Source organism: Streptomyces rhizoryzae (genome assembly GCF_023155275.1).
Classification (GTDB): domain Bacteria; phylum Actinomycetota; class Actinomycetes; order Streptomycetales; family Streptomycetaceae; genus Streptomyces; species Streptomyces rhizoryzae.
This window is the reverse complement of the sequence record NZ_JALMUV010000011.1, coordinates 51895-74830: the sequence shown is the minus strand read 5'-3', so window position 1 is coordinate 74830 and position 22936 is coordinate 51895. Positions and strand designations below refer to the sequence as shown.

The window sequence follows — 22936 nt, the reverse complement described above, 5'->3', positions numbered from 1 at the left end:
GAGGTACCCGCCGCCCATGCCGTCTTCGCCCGTTCCCGGTCCCGTCCGCCATGTGCTGATCCTCGGCGGCACCACGGAGGCCCGCCGGCTGGCCGCGGCCCTCGCCGCGGAGCCGGGGCTGCGGGTGACCAGTTCCCTGGCGGGCCGGGTGGCGGCGCCGCGGCTGCCCGCCGGGGAGGTCCGCATCGGCGGGTTCGGCGGCCCCGAGGGCCTCGCCAGCTGGCTGCGCGCGCATGCGGTGGACGCGCTCATCGACGCCACCCATCCTTTCGCCGGCACGATCAGTTTCTCCGCGGCCCGGGCCGCGGCCACCGCCCATGTTCCCCTGCTGGCCCTGCGGCGCCCCGGCTGGGTCGCCGGACCGGGCGATGTCTGGCACCCGGTGCCCTCCCTCGCGGACGCCGCCGCGGCCCTGCCCGGCCTGGGCCGCCGGGTCTTCCTCACCACCGGGCGGATGGGCCTCGCGCACTTCGCCCACCACACGGACCTGTGGTTCCTGGTCCGTTCCGTGGACGCGCCCGAGCCGCCGCACCCGCCCCGGATGGCGACCGTGCTGGACCGCGGCCCGTTCACCCTCGACGGGGAGCGGGAACTGCTGCGCGCGCACCGCATCGACGTCCTGGTGACGAAGGACAGCGGCGCCGCGGCGACCGCCCCCAAGCTGACCGCCGCGCGGGAGGCCGGGGTGCCCGTCGTGGTCGTCCAGCGGCCGCCGGTCCCGGAAGGGGTGCCGGTGGCCGCCGGCCCGGACGAGGCGGCCGACTGGGTGCGGACGCTCCGTCGCTGACGCCGCCGGCGGCCGGGCGGCCCGCTCAGCCCTCCGGGTACCGCCGCGGCGTCCAGACCGCCTCCGTGCCGTCGTCCCGGCGCACCCGCCGGGTCTGCGACGAACCGACGAGCAGGATCGTGCGCATGTCGACCACCGCCGGGTCGAGGTCGGTGAGCGGCACGGTCCGCAGCGACTCCTCGGGGCCGCCGATGTCCCGGGCCAGGATGACCGGGGTGTCCGGCGCGCGGTGCTCCAGCAGGACCTCCCGGGCCTTGGCGACCTGCCACGTGCGGGTGCGGGAGCCGGGGTTGTAGAGCGCCAGCGCCAGGTCGGCGGAGGCGGCGGCGCGGAGCCGTTCGGCGATCACGTCCCACGGCTTGAGCCGGTCGGAGAGCGAGATCACCGCATAGTCGTGGCCCAGGGGCGCGCCGGCGCGGGCCGCGGCGGCGTTGGCCGCCGTGACGCCGGGCAGGACGCGCACCGGCACGGAGCGGTAGGGGGCCTGCGACGCCACTTCGAGGACCGCCGTGGCCATGGCGAAGATGCCGGGGTCGCCGCCGGAGACCACCGCCACCCGGCGGCCGCGGCGCGCCAGGTCCAGGGCGAATTCGGCGCGTTCGGACTCGACCTTGTTGTCCGAGGCGTGCCGGCGCTGGCCCGGGCGCACCGGGACGCGGTCCAGGTACGTGGCATAGCCGACGAGGTCGTCGGCGGCGGCCAGGGCGCCGCGGGACTCCGGGGTGAGCCAGCGCGGACCGGCCGGACCGGTGCCCACCACGACCACCTCGCCGCGGTCCGCGGCCGGCTCCGGCTCCCGGGCGCCGGCGGCGATACGGCTGGGCACCACGGCGACGGAGAAGTACGGGACGGTGTCGGCCCCGACGTCGGCGAGCGCACCGGTGCGCTCCCCCGCCATGGTGGCCCGCTCCACGTAGCGGGCCTCGGGCATCCGGCCGGAGCGCTCCAGGGCGCGGCGCACGGTGGGGAAGGTACGGCCCAGCTTCATCACCACCGCGGAGTCCGTCGCGCTGAGACGGGCCGCCAGCTCCTCCTCCGAGAGGGTGCCGGGCAGCACGGTCAGGACCTCGTCGGCCTCGGCGAGCGGGGTGCCCAGGCGGGCCGCGGCGGCGCTGAGGGAGGTGACGCCGGGGATGACCTCGGTCGGATAGCGGTGCGCCAGCCGCTTGTGCATGTGCTGGTAGGAGCCGTAGAAGAGCGGGTCGCCCTCGGAGATCACCGCGACCGTGCGGCCGGCGTCCAGGTGGGCGGCGAGCCGCGCCGCGGCCGCCTCGTAGAACTCGTCCAGCGCGCCGCGGTAGCCGCCGGGGTGGTCGGTCGACTCGGTGGTGACCGGGTAGACCAGGGCTTCCTCGATGTGGTCCGGGCGGATGTGCCGCGCGGCGATGGCGCGCGCGATGGAGCGTCCGTGCCGGGCGCTGTGGTACGCCACCACCTCGGCCTCGGCGAGGATCTCCACCGCCCGGACGGTCATCAGGGACGGGTCGCCGGGGCCGAGGCCGACGCCGTAGAGGCGGCCGGTGGTCTGCCGGGACGGGGCGGACGGCTGCTCCGGCGCGCCGCCGCTGGCCTGCTGCTCGCTCACGCTCACTCTTCCTCGCTCGCCAGGGCGTTGAGCGCGGCCGCGGCCATGGCACTGCCGCCGCGCCGCCCGCGCACCACGATGTGTTCCAGCTTCGACGGGTGGCCGATCAGCGCGTCCTTGGACTCGGCCGCGCCTATGAACCCGACGGGGATGCCGAGGACGGCGGCCGGGCGCGGAGCCCCCTCCTCGATCATCTCCAGGAACCGGAACAGGGCGGTGGGGGCGTTGCCGAACGCGACCACGGCCCCCTCCATCCGGTCCCGCCACAGTTCGAGGGCGGCGGCGCTGCGGGTGGTGCCCATCCGGGCGGCCAGGTCCGGGACGGACGGGTCGCCGAGGGTGCACAGCACCTCGTTGCCGGCGGGCAGCCGTTTGCGGGTCACGCCGCTGGCCACCATGGTCGCGTCGCAGAGGATCGGCGCACCGGCGCGCAGGGCCGCGCGGGCGCCGGCCACCACCCCCGGGGTGAAGGCCAGGTCGCGGACCAGGTCGACCATGCCGCAGGCGTGGATCATCCGGACCGCGACCCGGCTGACGTCGGCGGGCAGCCCGGCGAGGTCCGCCTCGGCGCGGATGGTGGCGAAGGACTGGCGGTAGATGGCCGCCCCGTCCTTTTCGTAGTCGAACGCGGTCACTGGGGCCTCGGGGTGGTGGGTTGAGGGGTGGAAAGGGAGCCGGGCGCCGCCGGGGACGCCGGTGTTTCACGTGAAACCGAGCCGGTGCGGGGTGTCTCACGTGAAACCGGGCCCGTGCGGGGGGCCTCACGGGAATCCGGGTCCGGCCGGGGTGTGTCCCGTGACACCACGGGCCGGGCCGGATCCTCGGGGCGGACGACGGCGGTCCGGTAGCCGTCGGGTGTCGCCAGGACGTCGATCCAGGTGCCGTGCGGGTGGCCGCAGCGGCGCGCGCAGCCGGACCAGTGGACCGGTAGGCCGGCGGGGGCGGCGGCCCCGTCTGCCGGGACGGCGCCGCCCGCGTCGAGAACGGCCGCCGCGTCGGCGCGGACATCCGTCAGGGACTTGGCGCAGCCGGGGAGTCCGGTGCAGGCGGTGACCCGGCGCCGCACCGACCCCGGGTCGGTGACCAGTCCGGCGGCGGCCAGGCCGCGCAGCCGGTCCGCCGCCGCGGCGGCCGCCAGGCCGGGGACGCAGACGCCGCGCCAGGGAGTGAGGCGCAGCGTGCCGGAGCCGTCGGCGGCCGTCGCGGTCAGCAGCCGCCACTGGGCCGCGGACAGCCGGCCGAGCGGTGCCAGGACCACCAGCGCATGGCGGCCGTCGGGGCCCTCGACGGTGCCGGGGGCGGTGGCATCGGCGAACCGGGCGGCCGGGGGCGGACCGGGTACCTCCGCGTACGCGGCGGCGATGCCCGCGGCGTGCAGGGCGTGCCGGACGTCCCGGGCGGTCAGCGGCTGGGCGGCGGGCAGTTCCCGGACCCGCCAGGCGCCGCTGCCGCCGGCCGCGGCGACGGCCAGGAAGGTCTCCGCGGCGGTGAGCGCCGCCCGCGGGACGTCGTCCGCCGCGATCCGCAGCGCCGTCCGGTCGTCGCCGACCCGCAGCAGCGCCCCGAGCCCGGACGCGGCCCCCGGCCGGCAGGCGGTCTCCGCCGGGGCGCGCAGGCCGGATTCTGCGAGCAAGGTCACATCGCCGCCGAGGCCCGCGACATCGCCGCGCCCGTCGTCCAGGACGAACAGGAAGCGGCCCGAAAGGGCGGTCGCCCCGTCGCTCGCGCACAGCAGCGCGTCCAGGCTCCGGGCCCAGCGCCGCACGTCGGAGGGGGTGTTGCGGTCCAGGCCCGCGAGCGGGGAGGCCAGGATGTTGCGGATCCGCTCATGGCGTACGGACGGCAGCAGCCCGGCGTCGGCCAGCAGGCCCGCGAGCAGTCCGCCGCAGTCGTCCGCCAGTCCGCGCAGTTCGACGTTGCCGCGGGAGGTGAGCGAGAGGTGGCCGTCGCCGAGCCGCTCCGCGGCAGCCCCCAGCGCCACCGCCTGATCCACCGTCAAGTCTCCGGCGGGCAGCCGGACTCGGGCCAGCGCGCCGTCCGCGGCGGAGTGCAGCCGCAGCGCACCGGGGCAGGCGTCACCGCGGTCCCGTACGGGGGGCACGGCCCGGCCGGGGCGGGGCGAGGGGGAGGGCGGCATGGCGGCGAGCATACCTACGTCGGCCGGGCCCGGAACCGGGGCGAGGGGTCCCGGAGGGCAGGTCACCGGGCCCGCTCCCGCGGTCCGGCCGCAGCCCTTACTATGCAGGTCGGCGGGTCGGCTGGCCCGCCGGACGCCAGCGACGGCGCCAACGGAGGAAGCCCGGTGAGAATCCGGCGCGGTCCCGCCACTGTGAACCCGGCCCCGCCGGGTGAGCCAGGAACTCCCGCCGTCCATACGACCACCCGGGGCGTGGACACCCCGAGGAAGGGCCGCGCCGTGATCCTGCTGCTGTCGACCTCCGACACCGACCTGCTCAGCGCCCGCGCGGCCACGGGACCCGTGCCGTTCCGGCTCGCCAACCCCGCCCGCCTCGACGTCGCCGACCTGCCCGGGCTGCTGGAGGGCACCGACCTCGTCGTGGTCCGCCTGCTCGGCGGCATCCGGGCCTGGCAGGACGGCCTGGACGTGCTGCTGGCCGCGGACCAGCACCGCCCGGTCGTCGTGCTCACCGGCGAACAGGCCCCCGACGCACAGCTCATGGAGGCGTCCACGGTTCCGGTCGGCATCGCGGCCGAGGCGCACGCCTACCTCGCGCACGGCGGCCCGGCCAACCTCTCCCAGCTCGCCCGCTTCCTCAGCGACACCGTCCTGCTCACCGGCCACGGCTTCGAGCCGCCCGCGGCCGCGCCGTCCTGGGGCCCGCTGGAGCGAACGGCGCGCGAGGCCGGCGGCCCGACGGTGGCCGTGCTCTACTACCGCGCTCACCACATGAGCGGCAACACCGCCTTCGTCGAGGCGCTGTGCGAGCGGATCGAGGACGCCGGCGGGCGCCCGCTGCCGCTCTACGTCGCCTCGCTGCGGGCCCCCGAACCGGAGCTGATCGAGGAGCTGCGCGCGGCCGACGCCATCGTCACCACCGTCCTGGCCGCCGGCGGCACCAGGCCCGCCGAGGCGTCCGCGGGCGGCGACGACGAGTCCTGGGACGCCGGCGCGCTGGCCGCCCTGGACGTGCCGATCCTCCAGGCCCTGTGCCTGACCGGGTCGCGGGCCGCCTGGGAGGAGAACGACGAGGGCCTCTCGCCGCTCGACGCCGCCTCGCAGATCGCGGTGCCGGAGTTCGACGGGCGGCTGATCACGGTGCCGTTCTCGTTCAAGGAGATCGACGAGGACGGCCTGCCGGTCTACGTCGCCGACCCCGAACGGGCCGCCCGGGTCGCCGGGATCGCCGTCCGGCACGCCCGGCTGCGCCACATCCCGGCCGCGCGGAAGCGGCTGGCGCTGGTGCTGTCGGCGTACCCGACCAAGCACTCCCGGATCGGCAACGCGGTCGGCCTGGACACCCCGGCGAGCGCCGTCGCGCTGCTGCGCCGGCTCCGCGAGGAGGGCTACGACTTCGGCACCGAGCCGGTGCCCGGCCTCGCGTCCGGCGACGGCGACGAGCTGATCTACGCGCTCATCGAGGCCGGCGGCCACGACCAGGAGTGGCTGACCGAGGAGCAGCTGGCCCGCAACCCGGTCCGCATCCCGGCCGCCGACTACCGCCGCTGGTACGCGACCCTGCCGCAGGAGCTGCGCGACGCCGTCGAGGAGCACTGGGGCCCGCCGCCCGGCGAAATGTTCGTCGACCGCAGCCGCAACCCCGAGGGCGACATCGTGCTGGCCGCGCTGCGCCGCGGCAATCTGCTGGTCCTCATCCAGCCGCCGCGCGGTTTCGGCGAGAACCCGATCGCGATCTACCACGACCCGGACCTGCCGCCCTCGCACCACTACCTGGCGGCCTACCGCTGGATCGCCACGCCCGCCGCGGACGGCGGCTTCGGCGCCGACGCCATGGTCCACCTCGGCAAGCACGGCAACCTGGAGTGGCTGCCCGGCAAGAACGCCGGCCTGTCCGCCGCCTGCGGCCCGGACGCCGCGCTCGGCGACCTCCCGCTGATCTACCCGTTCCTGGTCAACGACCCCGGCGAGGGCACCCAGGCCAAGCGCCGGGTGCACGCCACCCTCGTCGACCACCTCGTCCCGCCGATGGCCCGCGCCGACTCCTACGGCGACATCGCGCGCCTGGAGCAGCTGCTCGACGAGTACGCGGCGATCTCCTCGATGGACCCGGCCAAGCTGCCCGCCATCCGCGCGCAGATCTGGACCCTGATCCAGGCCGCCAAGCTCGACCACGACCTGGGCCTGGCGGAACGCCCCGACGACGACGGCTTCGACGACTTCCTGCTGCACGTCGACGGCTGGCTGTGCGAGGTCAAGGACGCCCAGATCCGCGACGGGCTGCACGTCCTGGGCGCCGCCCCGGCGGGCGAGGCCCGGGTCAACCTCGTCCTGGCGATCCTGCGCGCCCGGCAGATCTGGGGCGGCACCTCCGCGCTGCCCGGTCTGCGGGAGGCGCTCGGTCTGGACGAGTCGGCCGCCACCCGCACCGCCGCCGATGACGCCGAGTCCGCCGCCCGCGGCCTGGTCCAGGCGATGGAGGACGCCGACTGGGACCCGGCCGCGGTGGACCGGGTCGCCGACGGCCACCCGGAGGCGGTCGCCGCGATCCTCGACTTCGCCGCCCGGCAGGTCGTCCCGCGGCTGGCCGCCACCACCGCCGAGATCGACCACGCGGTGCACGCGCTCAACGGCGGCTTCGTGCCGGCCGGCCCGTCCGGCTCGCCGCTGCGCGGCCTGGTCAACGTCCTGCCGACCGGCCGCAACTTCTACTCCGTGGACCCCAAGGCGGTGCCCTCGCGGCTCGCCTGGGAGACCGGGCAGGCGCTCGCCGACTCGCTCCTGGCCCGCTACCGCGACGACAACGGCGACTGGCCGGAGTCGGTGGGGCTCTCGCTGTGGGGCACCAGCGCGATGCGCACCTCCGGCGACGACGTGGCCGAGGCGCTGGCGCTGCTGGGCGTCCGCCCCGTCTGGGACGACGCCTCGCGCCGGGTCACCGGCCTGGAGGCCGTCCCGCCGGAGGAGCTGGGCCGCCCCCGCATCGATGTGACCCTGCGCATCAGCGGCTTCTTCCGGGACGCGTTCCCGCACGTCATCGGGCTGCTCGATGACGCGGTCCGGCTCGTCGCGGGTCTGGACGAGCCGGCCGACCGCAACTACGTGCGGGCCCATGCCCAGGCGGACCTGGCCGCGCACGGGGACGAACGCCGGGCCACCACCCGGATCTTCGGCTCCCGCCCCGGTACGTACGGCGCGGGCCTGCTCCAGCTCATCGACTCCCGCGACTGGCGCACCGACGCCGATCTGGCCGAGGTCTACACCGTCTGGGGCGGTTACGCCTACGGGCGGGGGCTGGAGGGCCGCCCGGCCCGCGAGGAGATGGAGACCGCCTACCGGCGCATCGCGGTGGCCGCGAAGAACACCGACACCCGCGAGCACGACATCGCCGACTCCGACGACTACTTCCAGTACCACGGCGGCATGGTCGCCACCGTCAAGGCGCTCAAGGGCAAGGCCCCCGCGGCGTACATCGGCGACTCCACGCGGCCGGAGACGGTGCGCACCCGGACGCTGGTGGAGGAGACCTCCCGGGTCTTCCGGGCCCGGGTCGTCAACCCCCGCTGGATCGAGGCGATGCGCCGCCACGGCTACAAGGGCGCCTTCGAACTCGCCGCCACGGTGGACTACTTGTTCGGCTACGACGCCACGACCGGTGTGGTCGCCGACTGGATGTACGACAAGCTCGCCCAGACCTACGTCCTCGACCCGGAGAACCGCGCGTTCCTCCAGGAGGCCAACCCCTGGGCGCTGCACGGCATCGCCGAACGCCTCCTGGAGGCCGAGTCCCGCGGCATGTGGGAGAAGCCGGACGCGGAGACGCTGGCGGCGCTGCGGGACGCCTTCCTGGAGACCGAGGGCGAGCTGGAGGGCGAGGACTGAGCCTCGCCGGGGCGCGCCGCGGAGCGGTGTTCCACGGCAAACGCAGCGGTGTTTCACGTGAAACACCGCGCCGCGCCGGGCCGTTGTGCGGTGTTTCACGGGAAACACCGCACCCGTCCTCATGCGGGCGCCGCGCTCGTCAGCCCCGGTCCCCGTCGACGTACTTGACGCGGTGCAGCCAGGCCAGCAGCACCACCAGCACCGCGGTGGAACCGCCCAGCGTCAGCACCGCCGACGGCGACGCACGGTCCACCACCAGCCCGCCGGCCAGCGCCCCCAGCGACAGCGTGGCCTGGAACGACGCGGTGAACAGCACCGAAGCCGCCTCCGGCGCGCCGGGGGCCGCCCTGGCGAACCAGGTCTGCGAGGCCACCGGCACCGCGCCGTAGGCCGCGCCCCAGACCACCAGCAGGGCCAGCGCGCCGGCCGGTCCGCGGCCGAGGACCGGCAGCAGCAGGGTGGCCAGGGCCAGCAGCCCGGCCGCGGCTCCGAAGAGGGTGTGCGGCCGCCGCGCCGCCAGGGCACCGCCGGCGAAGTTCCCGGCGACCCCCGCGACGCCGTAGACCAGCAGGAACACCGTCACCGTCGGGGCGGACGCGAGGTGCGTGGTGCGTTCCAGGAACGGCGTCACATAGGTGTAGGCGCCGAAGTGCGCCAGCACGGCCAGGAACGTCATCGCCAGCGCGAAGCGGGTGTGGGTGCCGCGCAGCAGGCTCCGCAGCAGCGCCGGATCGGTGGCGCGGCCGGCCGGCAGCGGCGGGGTCACCAGCGCGGTCAGCACCAGCACCCCGACCGCCAGGGCACCGACCGCGGCGCAGGCGGTCCGCCAGCCGGCCAGATCGCCGAGGTAGGTCCCGGCGGGCACCCCGATCACCGAGCCGAGCGGCACCGCCGAGAAGATCACCGCGGTGGCCCGGGCGACCGACTCCGGCGGCACCAGCCGCGCGGCGAGCCCGGCCCCGATCGACCAGAAACCCCCGATCACCACCCCGACCAGGACCCGGGAGAACAGCACCGTCCCGTACCCCGGCGCGGCCGCGGCGAGGAAGTCCGCCAGCGCCAGCAGGGCGATGAAGGCGCACAGCATCAGCCGCCGGTCGATCCGGGCGGTGGCCACCGTCACCGCCGGTGCGGCGCAGGCGGCGAGGAACCCGGGGAGCGTCATCATCAGCCCCGCGGTGCCGTCGGAGATCCCGAAGTCGGCCCCGATCCGGGTGAGCAGGCCGACCGGCAGGATCTCGGTGGTGACGATGGTGAAGATGCCCAGGGTCACCGCGAGCACGGCGAGCCGGCCCTTCAGCGGTGCCCGGTCCGGGCGGGCCGGGGGCGGGAGCGGGACGGTCGCGGTGGTCGGCGGGCTGCCGGGGGTCGTCATGGCGACCAGTCCAGCAGCCGGCCGCGCCGGGGTCCGGCAGCTTTGCGACGGGACGGTGCACGCGCGAAGGGCCCGTCCCGCCGGGCCGCGCCGGCCGGGGGCTCAGCTGCCCGGGCCGGCCTGGATCTCGCCGTTGCCGGTGGACAGTTCGAGCCGGTACCGCCCCGCCGGGTCGTCGTGGACCGCGATCCGCTTGCCGCCGTTGTCGGTCTGCGCCGAGACCCGGTAGCGGGCGTCCGGCACGGTGACCGTGATCGCGCCGTTGGAGGTCCGGGCCCGGACGTCCTGCGGGGTGGTGGCGTGCAGCTCGACCGCGCCGTTGGAGGTCCGGACGTCGATGCCGTGGCCGGCCAGGTGCTTCCCGGTGATCCCGCCGTTGGTGGTCCGCGCCTCCACCGCGCCGGACACCTCGTCCAGATCGACGTCGCCGGAACTGGTGGTCACGTGCACCGCCGCCACCTTCGACAGGTCCAGCGCGCCGTTGGTGGTCTCGCCGGTCACCGGCACCGTGCCGGGCAGCTCGACGGTGTAGTTCACCGCGCAGTCGTCGCCGCAGCCGCCGAGCACCAGCGTGCCGCCCTCGACCCGGAACGTCGGCCCCGCGGGCCGGTCGCCGCGGTAGGTGACCTGGCGGTGCACACCGGCCGTGGCGCCGCCCTTGCCGCCGCGCACGGTCACTCCGCCGTTGGCCGTGTCCACCCGCACCGCCGTGATCTTCTGCGTCACCGCGGCGTCGTCGGAGAACGTCTCGCCGGGTATCAGCCCGCACGCGCCCAGGGCCAGCGCCCCGGCTCCGGCCACTGCCGCGGCCCCGGTGAAGCGGACACGCCTGTGCATGAAGTCCCCCTGCGATCGGATCGGTTCGGGGCCCCGGACGGGTGCCCCACCGTGTGCTCGAAGCCCGCGCCGCGGCCCGCCCGGGGCTCGCGGTCCTGTGACCCTACGGACCCCGCGGCCGGCGCCGCCATGGGGCTGTCCCCCGGCTCGGGAAGGGTGCGGGCTTCCGGGTGCGGCCCCCGGGCGCCGGTGCGAGCCTGGGTGGTGGGGAGTGTTCCCATGCGGTACGAGGAGGTTCCGGTGACCGGCACGGGTGAGGGTACGAAGACATGGACCGCCGAGGTCCGCATCGTCGAGTCCGGCAGCGAGGTCCGGGCGGAGGCCCGGCTGAGCGGCAAGGAGGGCGGGCAGATCGTCGGTGAGGGAACCGCCAGATGCAATCCGGCGGACGAGAACGTCCCGGCGATCGGGGACGAGCTGTCGGTGGCGCGGGCGCTGTCGGACCTGAGCCACCAGCTGCTCAACCGCGCCGCGCACGACATCGAGGTGCACACCTCCCGCCCCGTCGAGCGGCTGCACGCCTGACCGGACGGCCGTGGGACGCCCGGGCGGACCGGTCGCCGTCCGCCCGGGCGTCCCACGGCCGTCAGAAGTCGCCCGGCGAGAAGTCCCGTCCGACGGTCAGCGTCACCGCGCCCGGTGCGGCCTGGGCGGACTCCTCCGCCTTGGTGCCGGCCAGCCGGCCGGCGAGCACCTCGGCCTGGGTCTTGAGGCCGGCCGGGTAGCTGATGGCGGACTTGTCGGTCGGCCGGCCGTTGTCGGTGGAGACGACGGTGAAGCCGAGCTGGCGCAGCTTCTGGGCGGCGACCCCGGCGAGGCCGGTGGTGTCGGTGCCGTTGAGCACCCGCACCCGCACCGAGCGTGCGGTGACCGGGTTCTTGGCGGCCTCCGCGAACTTCGCCTTCGCGGCGGCGCCGATCTCCCGGTCGTGCGCGAGATCGCTGAACAGCTCGGTGGCCTGCGGGTACTGCCAGACCACGTTCGCCTTGTCGGTGGGCACGTCGGCCTCGCGGGAGTAGGTCGGCACGGTCAGGAAGGTCAGGCGGTCCGAGGGCACGTCCTTGACCGTGGCGGCGAGGTCGTAGAGCGGCTTGATGCCGGCCAGGTCCTTGTCGGTGGTGAGCGACTTGGTGGCCGAGTCCAGGAAGTCGTAGAGGTCGGTCGGGCTGGTCAGCTTGGACTGGGCCTTGGCCGCGAGCGCCTTCATGAACTCCTGCTGGCGGCCGATCCGGCCGAGGTCGGAGCCGTCGCCGACGCTGTAGCGGGTGCGGACGTAGCCGAGCGCCTTCTCGTCGGTGACGTTCTGGCAGCCGGCGTCCATGTCGAGGTGGGCCTTCTTGTCGTGGATGGCGTGCTTGGGGCAGACCTCGATGCCGCCCAGCGCGTTGACCATGCCCTTGAAGCCCTGGAAGTCGACCGAGACGAAGTGGTCGATGCGCAGACCGGTGTTCTTCTCGACGGTCTTGATGCTGCACGCGGCCGCTTTGCCGACGTCGCCGCTGAGGCCGCCGATGGTGTACGCCTCGTTGATCTTGAAGTGGTGCGGGGCGGAGGTGCTGCCGTCGCCCTTGTCGCAGGCCGGGATCCGCACCCAGGAGTCGCGCGGGAAGGACACCGCGGTGGCCCATGTGTGGTCGGCGGAGATGTGCAGCACCATCAGCGTGTCCGACTGCATGGTGGTCAGCCCGCTGCCGTACTTCCCGCCGGTGCCCGCCCGGCTGTCGGAGCCGACGACCAGGATGTTCTTGGAGCCGGGGCTGAGGTTGACCGGCCGGTCCCCGCCCAGCGTGCTGCCCACGTCGGCGCCGTGGATGTTGCCGTCCAGGTGCTGGTAGACCCACACACCGACGCCGGCCGTCCCGAGCAGGAGCACCCCGACCACCCCGCCGGTCCAGGCCACGATCCTGCCGCGCCGGGTCATCCGGGTCTTCCCCGCTTTGCCGGAGCCGCCGGCCCGCCGCCGTTCGGCGCGGCCGCCCGCCGCGGGCTCGCCGTCCGTCACCGGGCCCCGGCCGCTCCGGTCGCCCCGGCGGGCCGCCTGCCTGTGCGTCTGCCTGTCATGCACGCCGATGGCCCTTCTGGTCCTTCTGGAGCTGGTCTTGCAAAGCGGAGGTGGGTGCGGGTACGGGGGAGGGCCCGGCGTGCTCGGCCGGGGGCGGCAGCGGGCCGCGGTGGGTCAGATGCCCTCGGTGGGCAGCAGCCGTACGGAATCCGGGTCGTAGCGGCGCCACTGCGGGCGGCTCCCGCCGGGCACGGTCCGCAGCAGGCACCACCGCACGCCCGCGCCGTCCGTCCACCAGGCGCAGATCCGGCCCAATTCCCAGGCACCGTCGGGGTATTGGACCTCGACCGGCTGATAGACCCATCGCACCTCCGCCTCTGGAGGCGGGCTGTCCCAGGTCAGGGGTCCGCACCTCGTCGCCATCTCCCCCTCCGGCAGCGCCCGTTGCGCATGTCAGCCGCAACCCTACCGGCAACTTCTACAGCACTGTAGAAGTCAGTTGGTGTGCTCCGGATCACAAAAAGCGGTCCGCCGCGTGGCGCGCTGGAGAGTCCGGGATCAGTGTGCACTCACCACGGCGTTGCCGCCTTCAGAACGAGGAACAGAGCTACCGCCGCGTTCAGCGAGGACAGCGCGGAGGCCGCGGTGCCCGCCGCCGCGACCAGCGCGGCCAGGCCCGCCGGGGTCAGCGCCGGCGGCCAGGTGCGCGCCGACGGCACCGGTCCGAGCAGCGCCGCCACCCGCCGCGGCACCGGCCCCGCTTCGGGCGACGCGAACTGCGCCGGCAGCGGAGCGGGAACGGGCCGCGCGATCAGCGCCGCCCGCCCCACCGCCCGCGCGGTCAGCCGCCGGTCGCCGACCACCCGCGCCGCCTCCTCGTCCGCCCAGCGCTCGGCGCTGAACGCGACCGCGGAACGCAGCGGCAGCAGCAGCGGGTTGACGCACCCGGCCAGCCGCACCGCGAGCAGGTAGCGGTGGTGCCGGCAGCGCAGATGGGCGCGCTCGTGCGCGAAGAGGGCGCGCCGCTCATCCGCGTCGAGGCTGCGCAGCATGCCCCGGGAGACCGCGATCCGGCCGGGGCGGGCCGGCCGCCCCGGCCGCGCCGGCGTGCCGGGCACCGCGTAGGCGTAGGGATGGTCGTCGGGCAGCACCGCGGGGTCGGCGCCGGCCGGCAGTACGTCCAGCGCCCGGTGGGCGCGCGCCCGGATCCGGTGGTTCCGGCGCAGCGCGGTGGCGCACCCGGTGAGCGCGCCGGCCAGCGCGAAGATCGCCGCCAGCCCGGCCACCTCGGCGTACGGCACCGCGGCCCGCACCTCCGGGTCGGACCAGCCGTCCGGCAGCGGGTTGCCGGGGAGCTGGGCGGTGCCGACGACCATCAGCAGCCCCAGGCAGAGCGTGCTGCACACCCCCAGCACCACCGCGAGCAGGGTCAGCAGCCGGGTCGTGACCCGGGGGTGGAGGTGCTGTTCGGCGAGCCGGGCGATCGGCAGCGCGGTCAGCGGCAGGACCAGCGGCAGGAAGACGAAGACGCCCACCGGTCACCCTCCGCGCGCTTCGTCCGACGGCCCGGCGCCGCCCCTCCCGGGGCCGGGACCGGCCCGGCCGCCGTCCCCCGCGCGGTCCAGGAGGCTGCGCAGCACCTCCTCGTCATGGGCCGAGAGCGCCGAGACGAAGCTGGTCAGCACGGCGTCCCGGTCCGGTTCGCCGTCCAGGACGCGGCGCATCCGCAGGGCGGCGAGCCCGGCCTCGTCGGCCGCCGGCGTCCAGGCGTAGGCCCGGCCGGACCGCTCGCGGGTGACCGCCCCCTTGGCGTGCAGCCGGGACAGGATCGTCATCACCGTGGTGTACGCCAGGTCGCCGCCGAGCCGCTCCTGCACCCAGGCGGCGGTGGCCGGGCCGGGCGCCTGGTGCAGTGCGGCCAGCACCTGCGCCTCCAACTGCCCCTGTCCGCGCCGCGCCCGCTCCCGCCCGGCGCCGCCGAGGGCCTTTCCGAAGGGTGTTCCGCCCATGCCGTCGCCTCCCGTCGTACCGGGCGTCCCGAGGGCGGGGACGCCGGGGCATCTTACGGCGGCCCGCCCCGCACCACCGGGCCCGTCCGGCCCTGCCGAAACCGCCCGACCTGCCGGGGATGCCGCGCTCCGGCCGCTCACTTCTCCACACCTGTGGTCACCCCGCCGGGCCCTGGGACGCCTCCGGGCCGACGGGCAGCGCGGCGGGCCACGGCGGGAACGTCCGAGGCGCCCGGCCCGGCAGGGTGGCGGCCCGGTGCCGGTCGGTCGCGCCCCGCGCATGCGCGGGGCGGGCCGTGGGCATGATTCCGGCATGCGTATGGCCATGCGGAAGTAAAATCTACAGCGCTGTAGAAGGTCTGCGGATGCCGCCCCCCGTCGTCATGCCCCACTTCGGCGCGATATGCCGCCGCTGTGCGGAGTACGGTGGAGAAACCACCGGAAAGCGAAGTGTTGTCGAGCGTGCCCGGTATACCCCGGTTGCGGGGGTCCGGGAGTATGCGGGTGAGCGCCATGCAGACCTTCTTGAGCGTCCTCGTGCTGTTGGCCCTGATCGCGATGGGCGTGCTCTTCCTCCTGCGGGTCAACGCGCAGACCTCAGGCCGCCCCACCCCGCACCGGTACACGCACCTGAAGGAGTCGTTCCAGCACCGGCTCCACCACCGCCACGGGCACGAGACCGGCACCGACCCCCAGGCGCGCACCGGCAGCCCGCCGCCGCCCTCCCGGGAGCCGCGCGGCGGCCGGTGACCCCGCCGCCCGCCGGCCCCCTCCCGCCGGCGAACGCGGCCGCCGCGCTCGCCGCCCGTCGCGTCAGGAGCGCCGTATGACCACTGCCGAGGGCCGCTCCCCGCACCCCCGCCCGCACCACCACGCACCGCCGCCGGTCGCCCGGCTGGCCATCGCCCCGCCCGGCCCGGTGACCCGGCGGATCGACGGGGCCTGGTGGCCGCACTCCACCGACCTGGCCGCCGAACTCCCCGAACTCCTGGCCGCGCTGCCCTTCGACTGGCCGCGGATCACCCATGCCACGGTGAACGGCACCGGCTGGTCCGCGCTGCCCGGCCGGATCCTCGCCGCCGGCCACGTCGTCCGGCTGCGCCGCACCGCCAACCGTCCCGGCCCGGACACCCTCTGCCTGGTCTCGGCCGGCCACGGCCGCTGGGACCTGCTGCTCCTGCCGCCCGCGACACCGGAGGCCGCCGCGGTGCGGGCGCTGGCGGAGATGGCGCGGACCGGCGAGCCGGCTCCGGCCTGAGGCCGGACCGGCTCCGGACGTGTACGCGCCGGTCACCTGCATAACCCGGGACCCGGGCCCGCGCATCCGCCGGGACCGCCCGGCCGCGCCCGCGGCGCCCCGCCCGCCCCGTCCCGCCGTCCCCCGGTCCCGCCCCGGCCTGCGCCTTTGCGGCGGTGGCTACTGCGGACGGGTGGTGTTCATCGGAAGAACGCCGATCCGGGGGCGTCGGTCCGTGAATCCTCCCATTGCGTACTCATCATAAGAAAACGCAACAGAAGGAACGCGTGGGTTCCCTGGCTCGGGGACCCCGACCGAAAGCGAGGGACCATGGCTGCGACCAAGGTCATGAAGTTCTGGGCGGCATGCCTTGCGGTGCTGGGCAAGCTGCTGGCGTCACTGGGGGTCTCCGCCGCCGCCTCCGCGGCCCGCCGGGAGGCCGCCGTCCACGAGCGCACCCCGGGCAGCAGCGCCCCGGGCACGGTACGGGCCGCGGCGGACGGCGACGGCGAACCGGACCACCATCCGGGCCCGTTGGCCCCCGTGGCGGAACCGGTCCGGCCGTTCGTCCCCGCCGCGCGCACCGCGCCCCGCTACGGGCAGGCCGCACCGGTCCGCCGCCGCTTCCCGCTGCCGACGCTGCCGCCGACCATCAAGCAGCGGATCCGCGCCGAGGCCCACGGTGCCTCGCCCACCTCCCGCCGCCGCCGTGCCGCCGCTGTCCAGCCGCTGTGCACCGCCCCGTCCGGGACCGCCCCGAACGCCGGCTCCGCGGCGGCCGTTCCCGCGGCCCGCCGCGCCCACACGGCCGCCCGTGCCGTCTGAACCGGCCCCGGCCACAGCCGCGTTGCCGCATCCGCGGCACCACCGCGCAGCCGTGCCGCCGCACGAGGCCACCACGCGCGGCCCTGACACCGCACCGCCCGCGGCACGAGCCCAGCGGGAAACGACGAGGACAACCGCGGCGGAGACGGATCCGCAGCCGCACCCCCGTAACCAGGGGAACCACGGGAACAGCCGGAACGACCGGAGCCACGGGAACGGTTGGCACCGCCGGCAGGAGCAGGGGGCCCAGCGGCAGGACCAGCAACAGCAGTAGCAGTACCACCAGCAGCACCACCAGCAGTACCCACAGACTTTGATCGCGGGCCGAAGGCCGTTATTTCACGTGAAACGGCGTACGGCAGGCGGCCGTTCAGCCTCCGGAGCCGGGGGCCGGGGCCGGCGCCAGGCCCAGCCGGGCGCGGAGTTCGCGGGTGTCGGGCTTTCCGTTCGGGGTGAGCGGGAAGCGGTCGACGACATGGACCGCGTTGGGCTGTTCGTACTCCGCCAGGTGCGGGGCGAGCCGCCGGCGCCAGGTGAGCGGCGCCTCGCCACCGGGGTCCGCGACGACGAAGTGCAGCGCACTGCCCCGGCGCTGGTCGGGGACGGCCAGCACCTTGACCGGACGGCCGCAGGCTTCGGCCCGGCGCTCCAGGCTCTCGGGGTAGAGCGTGAAGCCCAGCCGGTGCACGGCCTGATTGCGGCCCACCACCCGTACGATGCCGTCCGCGCCGACGCTGCCGAGGTCGGCCGTCGGGTACCAGGCGTCCGGGTCGGCCGGTGCGAGCGAGCCGTCCGCCGACAAGTAGCCGGCCATCAGGCCGGGGGAGCGCACCTCGATGGCGCCGAGTTCGCCGGGATCGGCGACCGTGCCGTCGGGACGGGTCACGCGCAGCCGCACGCCGGGCAGCGGACGCCCGCAGCCGTGCGGCACGTCGGGCGTGGCCAGCGCGACATTGCCGAGTTCGGTCAGGCCGTAGCCGTCCAGCAGCGGGCGGCCCATCGCCGCGCGGAACGACTCGGCCAGCGGGGCGGGCAGCGGGGCGCCGCCCACGCCCCAGATGCGGACGCCGGCGAGTGCGCTGCGCGCCTCGGGGCGGCGGCGCAGCACGCCCAGGAGCGAGTGGTACGTGGACGGGGCGGCGTCGACGGCGGTGGCGCCGTGCGCCGCGGCCTGCCCGACCGCGGTGTCCAGCCGCTGGTAGGGGGTGACCACCAGGGTGCACCGGGCCAGCCACCACAGCAGGATCACCGAGAGCCCGTACTGGTGGGAGAAGGGCAGCAGCGGTGCCATGACGTCGTCGGCGCGGAAGCCCATGGCCTCGATGGTGCGCAGCGAGTTGTCGAGCACCGCCGGGCCGGACTTGACCACGCCCTTGGGGCGCCCGGTGGTGCCGGAGGACCACAGCACCAGCGCGTCGCCGCGGCGGAACCACGGGCCGAGGTCCACGGCGCCCGCGGACGGCGGCGGGGCGTCGGCGGCGAGCCGCGGGTAGCGGACGACGCGGTCGGCGGGCAGGCCGGGGAGGGCCGCCGCGGGATCGGCGGTGACCTGCCAGCGGACACCGGCCTGGCGGGCGGCCGCGGCGGCGTCCGCCGGCGGGACGCGGTGGTCCAGCGGGACCAGGGAGGTGTCCAGGTGCATCAGGGCCAGCAGCGTCACGACGTAGGCGGTGCTGTTGTCGCCCTGGACCAGGACCCGGTCGCCGGGGCGGACGCCGAGGTTCCGCAGCGCCTGGGCGGCGGCCAGGATCCGGTGGTCGAGCGCGGCCCCGGCCAGGCGGGCGGCGGGGTCCGCGGGGGCACCGGCGCCGTCGACCAGGCGGGCCGCGGCGAGCGGCGGGGCGGGCGCGAGGGTGTCGGTCATGGGTGCTCCGTTCCCGTGGGGTCGAGGGGCCGCCGGTCCGGGCCCGCGGTGGCGGGGCCCAGCAGCGACGAGGTGGTGGTGGCCACCCAGGTGCCGTCGGGGGTGTGGAAGGCGCACTCCAGGGTGAGCTGCGGGCGCCCGGCGCGGTCGGCCGCGCCGGCGACCCGGACCGTGGCGCGCAGCGTCTCCCCGGCGTGCACGGACCGGGCCAGCCGCACCGACTGGGCGCGGTGGACGGCGCCGTCGGCGGTGAACGCGGGCTGCCCGGCGAGGAGTTCGTCCTCGGCCCCGGCGGCCAGGACGGCGAGGTAGGTGGGCGGGGCGATCACGTCGGGGTGGCCGAGCGCCCGGGCGGCGGCCGGGTCGGTGTGCGCGGGGTGCGGGGTGCCGCCGAGCGCCCGGACGAAGCGGGCGATCCGGTCCCGGTCGACGGTGTACGTACGGGTCACGGCGGCCGCCGGCGGGCCGTCCGCCGGGGGCCCGGCCGTGGGGTGCGCGGCCACCGGGTCTCAGTCGCCGATCATGTGGTGGCCGCCGTCCGCGTGCACGATCTCGCCGGTGGTGGCGGGCAGCCAGTCGGAGAGCAGCGCCAGGCAGGTCCGGGCGACCGGTTCGGCGTTGCGCGGGTCCCAGCCGAGCGGGGCGCGGGCGGACCAGCCCTTCTCGAAGGACGGGCCGTCGCCGCCGATGCCGCTGGCGGCCAGGGTGCGCAGCGGCCCGGCGGCGACGAGGTTGGCCCGGATGCCCTGGCCGCCGAGGTCCCGCGCCAGGTAGCGCGAGCACGCCTCCAGACCGGCCTTGGCGACGCCCATCCAGTCGTAGCCGGGCCAGGCGCGGGAGGCGTCGAAGTCCACGCCGACCACGGAGGAACCGGGGCCGAGCAGCGGGCGGCAGGCCCGCGCCAGCGCCACCAGGGAGTACGCGGAGGTGTGCAGGGCGCCGGCGACGTCCGGCCAGGGGGCGGTCAGGAAGCCGCCGTCGAGGCAGCCGGCCGGGGCGTGCGCGATGGAGTGCAGGACCCCGTCGAGGCCGTCGAGGTGGGCGCCGACCCGGTCGGCGAGGGTGGCGAGCTGCTCCTCGTCGGTCACGTCCAGTTCCACCACGGGCGGTGCGGTGGGCAGCCGGCGCGCGAGCCGGGCCACCAGGGAGGGCCGGCCGTAGGCGGTCAGCACGATCCGGGCGCCCTCCTGCTGGGCGAGCCGGGCCACGGCGTAGGCGATCGAGCTTTCCGTGATCACACCGGTGATCAGCAGCCGCTTTCCGTCGAGCAGACCACTCATCGCTTCTCCGTCCGACTCATCCTGACTCCTCGCCGACCGCGGAGCCGCCGCACGCACCCGGTACGGAGCGCGAATCCCCGTGCGCGGACGCAGGGGTGAGGGACCGTCACGGCGGCCGTTGACAACGTATCCGGCCTCCAGTTGACTACAACAGTCAAGTTGAGTCAAACAGTTGACTTGCCCCGTGACCGCACCGGGAGCCCGCTGTGCCGCCGGCCGCCGGAGCCCGTCCGCGGCGGGGCCTCACACCCGAAAGGCCGGACCGCCATGACCAGAGAAGAGATCACCAACCGCCTCGCCGCCGTGCTGAACGAGGTGGCCGGGGTGCCGATGGACGAGGTGACCGAGGAGAAGTCCCTGGTCGAGGAGCTCGACGTGGACTCGCTGGCGATGGCCGAGGTCATCGTCGTCGCCGAGGAGCGGTTCGGCATCGAGCTGCCCGAGGACGAACTGACCGGCGTCCACACGGTGTCGGACCTGGTGACCCAGGTGGAGAAGCGGCTGGCCTCCTGAGCCGGGCCGCCGTCCGGTGGCGCTCCGGGCGGCGGCCCGGGAACCCGTCTGGTGCGCGCACTCCACGGGACGCGACTGCCGGTAATTCCGGTCAGTAAACCGAAGTTGATTTTGAGTCGCCTCTTGTTGACGAGGTCAGGGGTCAGGGTTACCTTGATGATCGCCGGAGAGTGACCGATAAACGACTCAGTGTACTGCTTTCCCGGGCGTGACCACCCCGGAGAAAGGAGCCCTGGTGCGAGGGGACCTATGCGGGGGGACGAGTTTTTCCGTGGCACGCAGACGGGTGGCGACACCGATACGCCCGGCAACTCCCCCTGGTCACAGAGGGATTGGGATCCGGACAATCCCGCCGCATTAGCCGACGGGCGGGTGCACGTCTTTTCGCCGGCCGCCGCGGATTTCCACCGGCCGGCCGCTTTAACGGATTTCCTGGCCCGCCTGCTGCGCTGCGCGGCCGACGGAATTGCGCTGACCCGCGACGACTTCGGGCGCCCGGTGGCGGCCCGGCCCCCCGCCGGCACCGGCTGGCCCCCCGGCGCCCGCCTCTGCCTGGCCGCCGGCGACGACCCGGACCGCCCCCTGCTGGCCCTGGCCCGCGACCTCCCGGTGGCCCTCAGCGTCCACCCCGTGCCCCGCGGCCCGATCGGTGAACTCCTGCTGCCCTTCACCCCCTCGGAGCGCGCGAGCCTGCGCGGGGCGCCGGCGGAGGGCCGGGCCCGGCGGCTGGCCCGGCTGTGGACCCGCAAGGAGGCCGCGCTGCGGCTGGCCGGCCGGTGCGGTCTGGCCGCCGCCGGCGAGGTCGACGCGCTCGGCGGGGCCCGGGACGGCGCGGCCGCGGTCCGGCTCCCGGCCTCCGTGGCGGCGGCCGGCGGCTGCGGCCCGGTCGCCTACGTACGGGACCTGCCGGCCGGCCCGGACCGGGTGGCCTGCGCCGCGACCCCCGCCCCGCCGGCCGGGATACGGCTGTGGGCGACGGACGGCGCGGCGGGGCGGGCGTCCTGACCGGCGGGCGGCCGGGCGCGCGGCCCGGCTACGGCATGACCACCGCGTGCGGGTCCGGCTCCCCGGTGCCCCGCGCGCCGGCGCTCAGTTCGCGCCAGGTCTCCAGCGCCAGCCGGAACGCGCCGGCCGCCTCGTACCCGGCCGCGGCGGCCTTGAAGGACTCCTCGGCGGCCGCCGCCCGTCCATCGGCGCGGTGCCCGCGGGCCCGGTGGAGCAGCGCGCGGGCGCGGTCCAGGGGGGACATCCCGGGGGCGTCCGGAGCGATCGCGGCGGCATGGGCGGCGGCCGCCGCGGTGTCGCCGCGGGCCAGCGCCCCGGCGGTCTCCAGGACGGCCAGCCAGCTGCGCGCCGAGGGGGTGTCCACCAGCGCCGCCGCCTGCCGGGAGCGCTCCAGGAGGGCGTCCGCGCCGGGCGCCGGTCCGGCGCCGAGCGCCAGCAGCGTCCGGGCCCGGGCCAGCCGGAGCCGCAGCTGCACGCCGTCCGTCGCGGCGCTCAGCTCGTCGGCCTCGGCCAGCAGCTCCAGTGCGCCGCCGGTGTCCCCGGCCAGATAGCGGGCGCCGGCCGCCGCCCACAGGGCGTCGGCCCGCAGGGCGCCCGCGGGCAGCGCCGCGGTCTCCGTGCGCAGCTGCGCGGCGAGTTCGGCGGCCCGGCTCCACTCGCCGCTGTCGACGGACGCGGACACCAGCGCCACCTGGGCCTGGGCCCGCTCCGGGCGGCCGGGCTCCAGCCCGGTGGCGATCCGGACCGCGTCCTCGGCGGTCCGCACCGCGTCGGGCAGCCGGCCGGCCGCGCGCAGCAGCTGGGCCAGTTCTATGGCGACCCGGGCGTGCAGCACGGGCGCGGAGCGGGTCAGCGGGTCGTCGAGCAGCTCGCGCAGCGCCGCCTCGTGGCGGGCCGGTTCGTCCAGCCGGCCGAGGACGGTGGCCAGCTCCCAGCGGGCCTCCCAGCGGACCTCGGCCTGGTCCGGCCCGTCGGCCTGGGCGATCACGGCCTCCAGCTGGTGCCGGGCCCCGGCCCAGTCGCCGGACAGCTGGCCGGCCCGGGCGGCGACCAGCTGGCCGACCAGGCCGAGGCGCTGGGTGAGCCGGTCGGCGGGCCGGTCGGCGGCGCAGAGCGCCTCGACGGTGGTGCCCAGGCGCTCCGCGAGGGACCGGGCGATCTTGGCGCCGGGCACCCGGCGGCCGTTCTCGACCAGCGAGACGTAACTGGGGGAGAGGTCGTCGCCGGCGAGGTCCCCCTGGGACAGGCCCTGGGCGCGCCGGATCTCCCGCACTCGCTTCCCGAAGGCAGGCTGCTCAATCGTCAAGAAAATCGCTCGCAGTGGGGTCGGGGGGACGGACGGTGACGGTGTGCGGGCGGCCGGCGGGAGGGACCGGCGCCGCGGTGCCGGTGAGTCTACTCACCGGGCCGTCCCGCGGGGCGGGGAGTGGACGGCCGGGCGCCGCCCGGGACCGCGCCGCAACCGTCGGCCCGTAGTCATTTTTTGTCACATCGTGGAGCGCTCCGCCGCCCTGCTCCGCGCGGTGCGGCCGAGGGTGGTCGAGGAGGGTGCGACCTGTGGGCGGCCGGTGCTGTCACGGGATGGAGTCGAGCAGAAT

At 76.1% G+C, this 22936-nt stretch carries 21 protein-coding genes and 1 riboswitch; of the genes, 8 read left to right on the top strand and 13 right to left on the bottom strand.

Going from position 1 to position 22936, the window contains the following annotated elements:
* Positions 1-16 precede the first annotated feature (16 nt).
* Positions 17-787: a cobalt-precorrin-6A reductase gene (locus tag MUU72_RS11990; protein ID WP_248013167.1), complete on the top strand. Its 771-nt coding sequence runs from the start codon at positions 17-19 to the stop codon at positions 785-787.
* A 25-nt stretch (positions 788-812) separates the two neighbouring features.
* Here the strand turns inward: MUU72_RS11990 and MUU72_RS11985 are convergent, their stop codons facing one another.
* The 3 genes from MUU72_RS11985 to cobG are packed head-to-tail and all read right to left on the bottom strand — an operon-like array spanning position 813 to position 4509.
* Positions 813-2378 (bottom strand): precorrin-2 C(20)-methyltransferase, encoded by a 1566-nt coding sequence (locus MUU72_RS11985; RefSeq protein WP_372503079.1) that lies wholly within the window; start codon positions 2376-2378, stop codon positions 813-815.
* Positions 2375-3007 (bottom strand): precorrin-8X methylmutase, encoded by a 633-nt coding sequence (locus MUU72_RS11980; RefSeq protein ID WP_248013165.1) that lies wholly within the window; start codon positions 3005-3007, stop codon positions 2375-2377. The genes MUU72_RS11985 and MUU72_RS11980 overlap by 4 nt, the downstream gene beginning before the upstream one ends.
* On the bottom strand, positions 3004-4509 hold the full coding sequence (gene cobG / locus MUU72_RS11975) for a precorrin-3B synthase (RefSeq protein ID WP_248013164.1): 1506 nt from the start codon (positions 4507-4509) through the stop codon (positions 3004-3006). Before cobG ends, MUU72_RS11980 begins: the two co-directional genes overlap by 4 nt.
* A 96-nt stretch (positions 4510-4605) precedes the next feature.
* Positions 4606-4754: riboswitch (cobalamin riboswitch) on the top strand.
* Between the two features lie 34 nt (positions 4755-4788).
* On the opposite strand from cobG, the gene cobN reads away from it, so the two are divergent.
* Positions 4789-8391: a cobaltochelatase subunit CobN gene (cobN, locus tag MUU72_RS11970; protein WP_248013234.1), complete on the top strand. Its 3603-nt coding sequence runs from the start codon at positions 4789-4791 to the stop codon at positions 8389-8391.
* Positions 8392-8530: 139 nt separating this feature from the next.
* On the opposite strand, the gene MUU72_RS11965 is transcribed toward cobN, so the two are convergent.
* Together MUU72_RS11965 and MUU72_RS11960 are read right to left on the bottom strand one after the other, a co-directional pair.
* Complete coding sequence (locus MUU72_RS11965; RefSeq protein WP_248013163.1) at positions 8531-9766, bottom strand: MFS transporter; 1236 nt, start codon at positions 9764-9766, stop codon at positions 8531-8533.
* A 102-nt stretch (positions 9767-9868) separates the two neighbouring features.
* Complete coding sequence (locus MUU72_RS11960) at positions 9869-10603, bottom strand: DUF4097 family beta strand repeat-containing protein (protein WP_248013162.1); 735 nt, start codon at positions 10601-10603, stop codon at positions 9869-9871.
* A gap of 240 nt (positions 10604-10843) precedes the next feature.
* Here MUU72_RS11960 and MUU72_RS11955 point away from each other — a divergent pair, with 240 nt between their 5' ends.
* Positions 10844-11128: a DUF1876 domain-containing protein gene (locus MUU72_RS11955; protein ID WP_248013161.1), complete on the top strand. Its 285-nt coding sequence runs from the start codon at positions 10844-10846 to the stop codon at positions 11126-11128.
* Positions 11129-11189: 61 nt separating this feature from the next.
* On the opposite strand, the gene MUU72_RS11950 is transcribed toward MUU72_RS11955, so the two are convergent.
* From MUU72_RS11950 to MUU72_RS11935, 4 genes are all read right to left on the bottom strand, one after another.
* Positions 11190-12524: an LCP family protein gene (locus tag MUU72_RS11950; RefSeq protein WP_248013233.1), complete on the bottom strand. Its 1335-nt coding sequence runs from the start codon at positions 12522-12524 to the stop codon at positions 11190-11192.
* A 255-nt stretch (positions 12525-12779) separates the two neighbouring features.
* The gene (locus MUU72_RS11945; RefSeq protein WP_248013160.1) at positions 12780-12974 is read right to left on the bottom strand and encodes a hypothetical protein; all 195 of its coding nucleotides are present in this window, start codon (positions 12972-12974) and stop codon (positions 12780-12782) included.
* Between the two features lie 200 nt (positions 12975-13174).
* Positions 13175-14140, bottom strand: coding sequence for a M56 family metallopeptidase (locus tag MUU72_RS11940; protein WP_248013159.1), 966 nt, complete (start codon positions 14138-14140; stop codon positions 13175-13177).
* A 3-nt stretch (positions 14141-14143) separates the two neighbouring features.
* On the bottom strand, positions 14144-14614 hold the full coding sequence (locus tag MUU72_RS11935; RefSeq protein WP_248013158.1) for a BlaI/MecI/CopY family transcriptional regulator: 471 nt from the start codon (positions 14612-14614) through the stop codon (positions 14144-14146).
* A 513-nt stretch (positions 14615-15127) separates the two neighbouring features.
* Here MUU72_RS11935 and MUU72_RS11930 point away from each other — a divergent pair.
* The 3 genes from MUU72_RS11930 (at position 15128) to MUU72_RS11920 (ending at position 16676) form a co-directional block, all read left to right on the top strand.
* Complete coding sequence (locus MUU72_RS11930; protein ID WP_248013157.1) at positions 15128-15364, top strand: hypothetical protein; 237 nt, start codon at positions 15128-15130, stop codon at positions 15362-15364.
* Between the two features lie 76 nt (positions 15365-15440).
* Entirely contained in the window at positions 15441-15872 is a 432-nt protein-coding gene (locus MUU72_RS11925; RefSeq protein WP_248013156.1) for a DUF5994 family protein, read from the top strand.
* Between the two features lie 309 nt (positions 15873-16181).
* Complete coding sequence (locus MUU72_RS11920; RefSeq protein ID WP_248013155.1) at positions 16182-16676, top strand: DUF6344 domain-containing protein; 495 nt, start codon at positions 16182-16184, stop codon at positions 16674-16676.
* Positions 16677-17046: 370 nt separating this feature from the next.
* Here MUU72_RS11920 and MUU72_RS11915 read toward each other — a convergent pair whose 3' ends face one another.
* From MUU72_RS11915 to fabI, 3 genes are read right to left on the bottom strand one after another with little or no spacing between them, the layout of a single operon-like run.
* Positions 17047-18540 (bottom strand): class I adenylate-forming enzyme family protein, encoded by a 1494-nt coding sequence (locus MUU72_RS11915; RefSeq protein WP_248013154.1) that lies wholly within the window; start codon positions 18538-18540, stop codon positions 17047-17049.
* Positions 18537-19043, bottom strand: coding sequence for a MaoC family dehydratase (locus MUU72_RS11910; protein WP_248013153.1), 507 nt, complete (start codon positions 19041-19043; stop codon positions 18537-18539). Before MUU72_RS11910 ends, MUU72_RS11915 begins: the two co-directional genes overlap by 4 nt.
* A gap of 6 nt (positions 19044-19049) precedes the next feature.
* Positions 19050-19820: an enoyl-ACP reductase FabI gene (gene fabI, locus MUU72_RS11905; protein WP_248013152.1), complete on the bottom strand. Its 771-nt coding sequence runs from the start codon at positions 19818-19820 to the stop codon at positions 19050-19052.
* Positions 19821-20087: 267 nt separating this feature from the next.
* On the opposite strand from fabI, the gene MUU72_RS11900 reads away from it, so the two are divergent.
* Both MUU72_RS11900 and MUU72_RS11895 read left to right on the top strand, forming a co-directional pair.
* A complete protein-coding gene (locus MUU72_RS11900; protein WP_248013151.1) occupies positions 20088-20333 on the top strand; it encodes an acyl carrier protein in 246 nt (81 codons plus the stop codon).
* A gap of 372 nt (positions 20334-20705) precedes the next feature.
* Positions 20706-21338 (top strand): 4'-phosphopantetheinyl transferase superfamily protein, encoded by a 633-nt coding sequence (locus MUU72_RS11895; RefSeq protein ID WP_248013150.1) that lies wholly within the window; start codon positions 20706-20708, stop codon positions 21336-21338.
* 28 nt (positions 21339-21366) lie between these two features.
* Here MUU72_RS11895 and MUU72_RS11890 read toward each other — a convergent pair whose 3' ends face one another.
* Positions 21367-22644, bottom strand: coding sequence for a helix-turn-helix domain-containing protein (locus MUU72_RS11890; protein ID WP_248013149.1), 1278 nt, complete (start codon positions 22642-22644; stop codon positions 21367-21369).
* Positions 22645-22936: the final 292 nt, after the last annotated feature.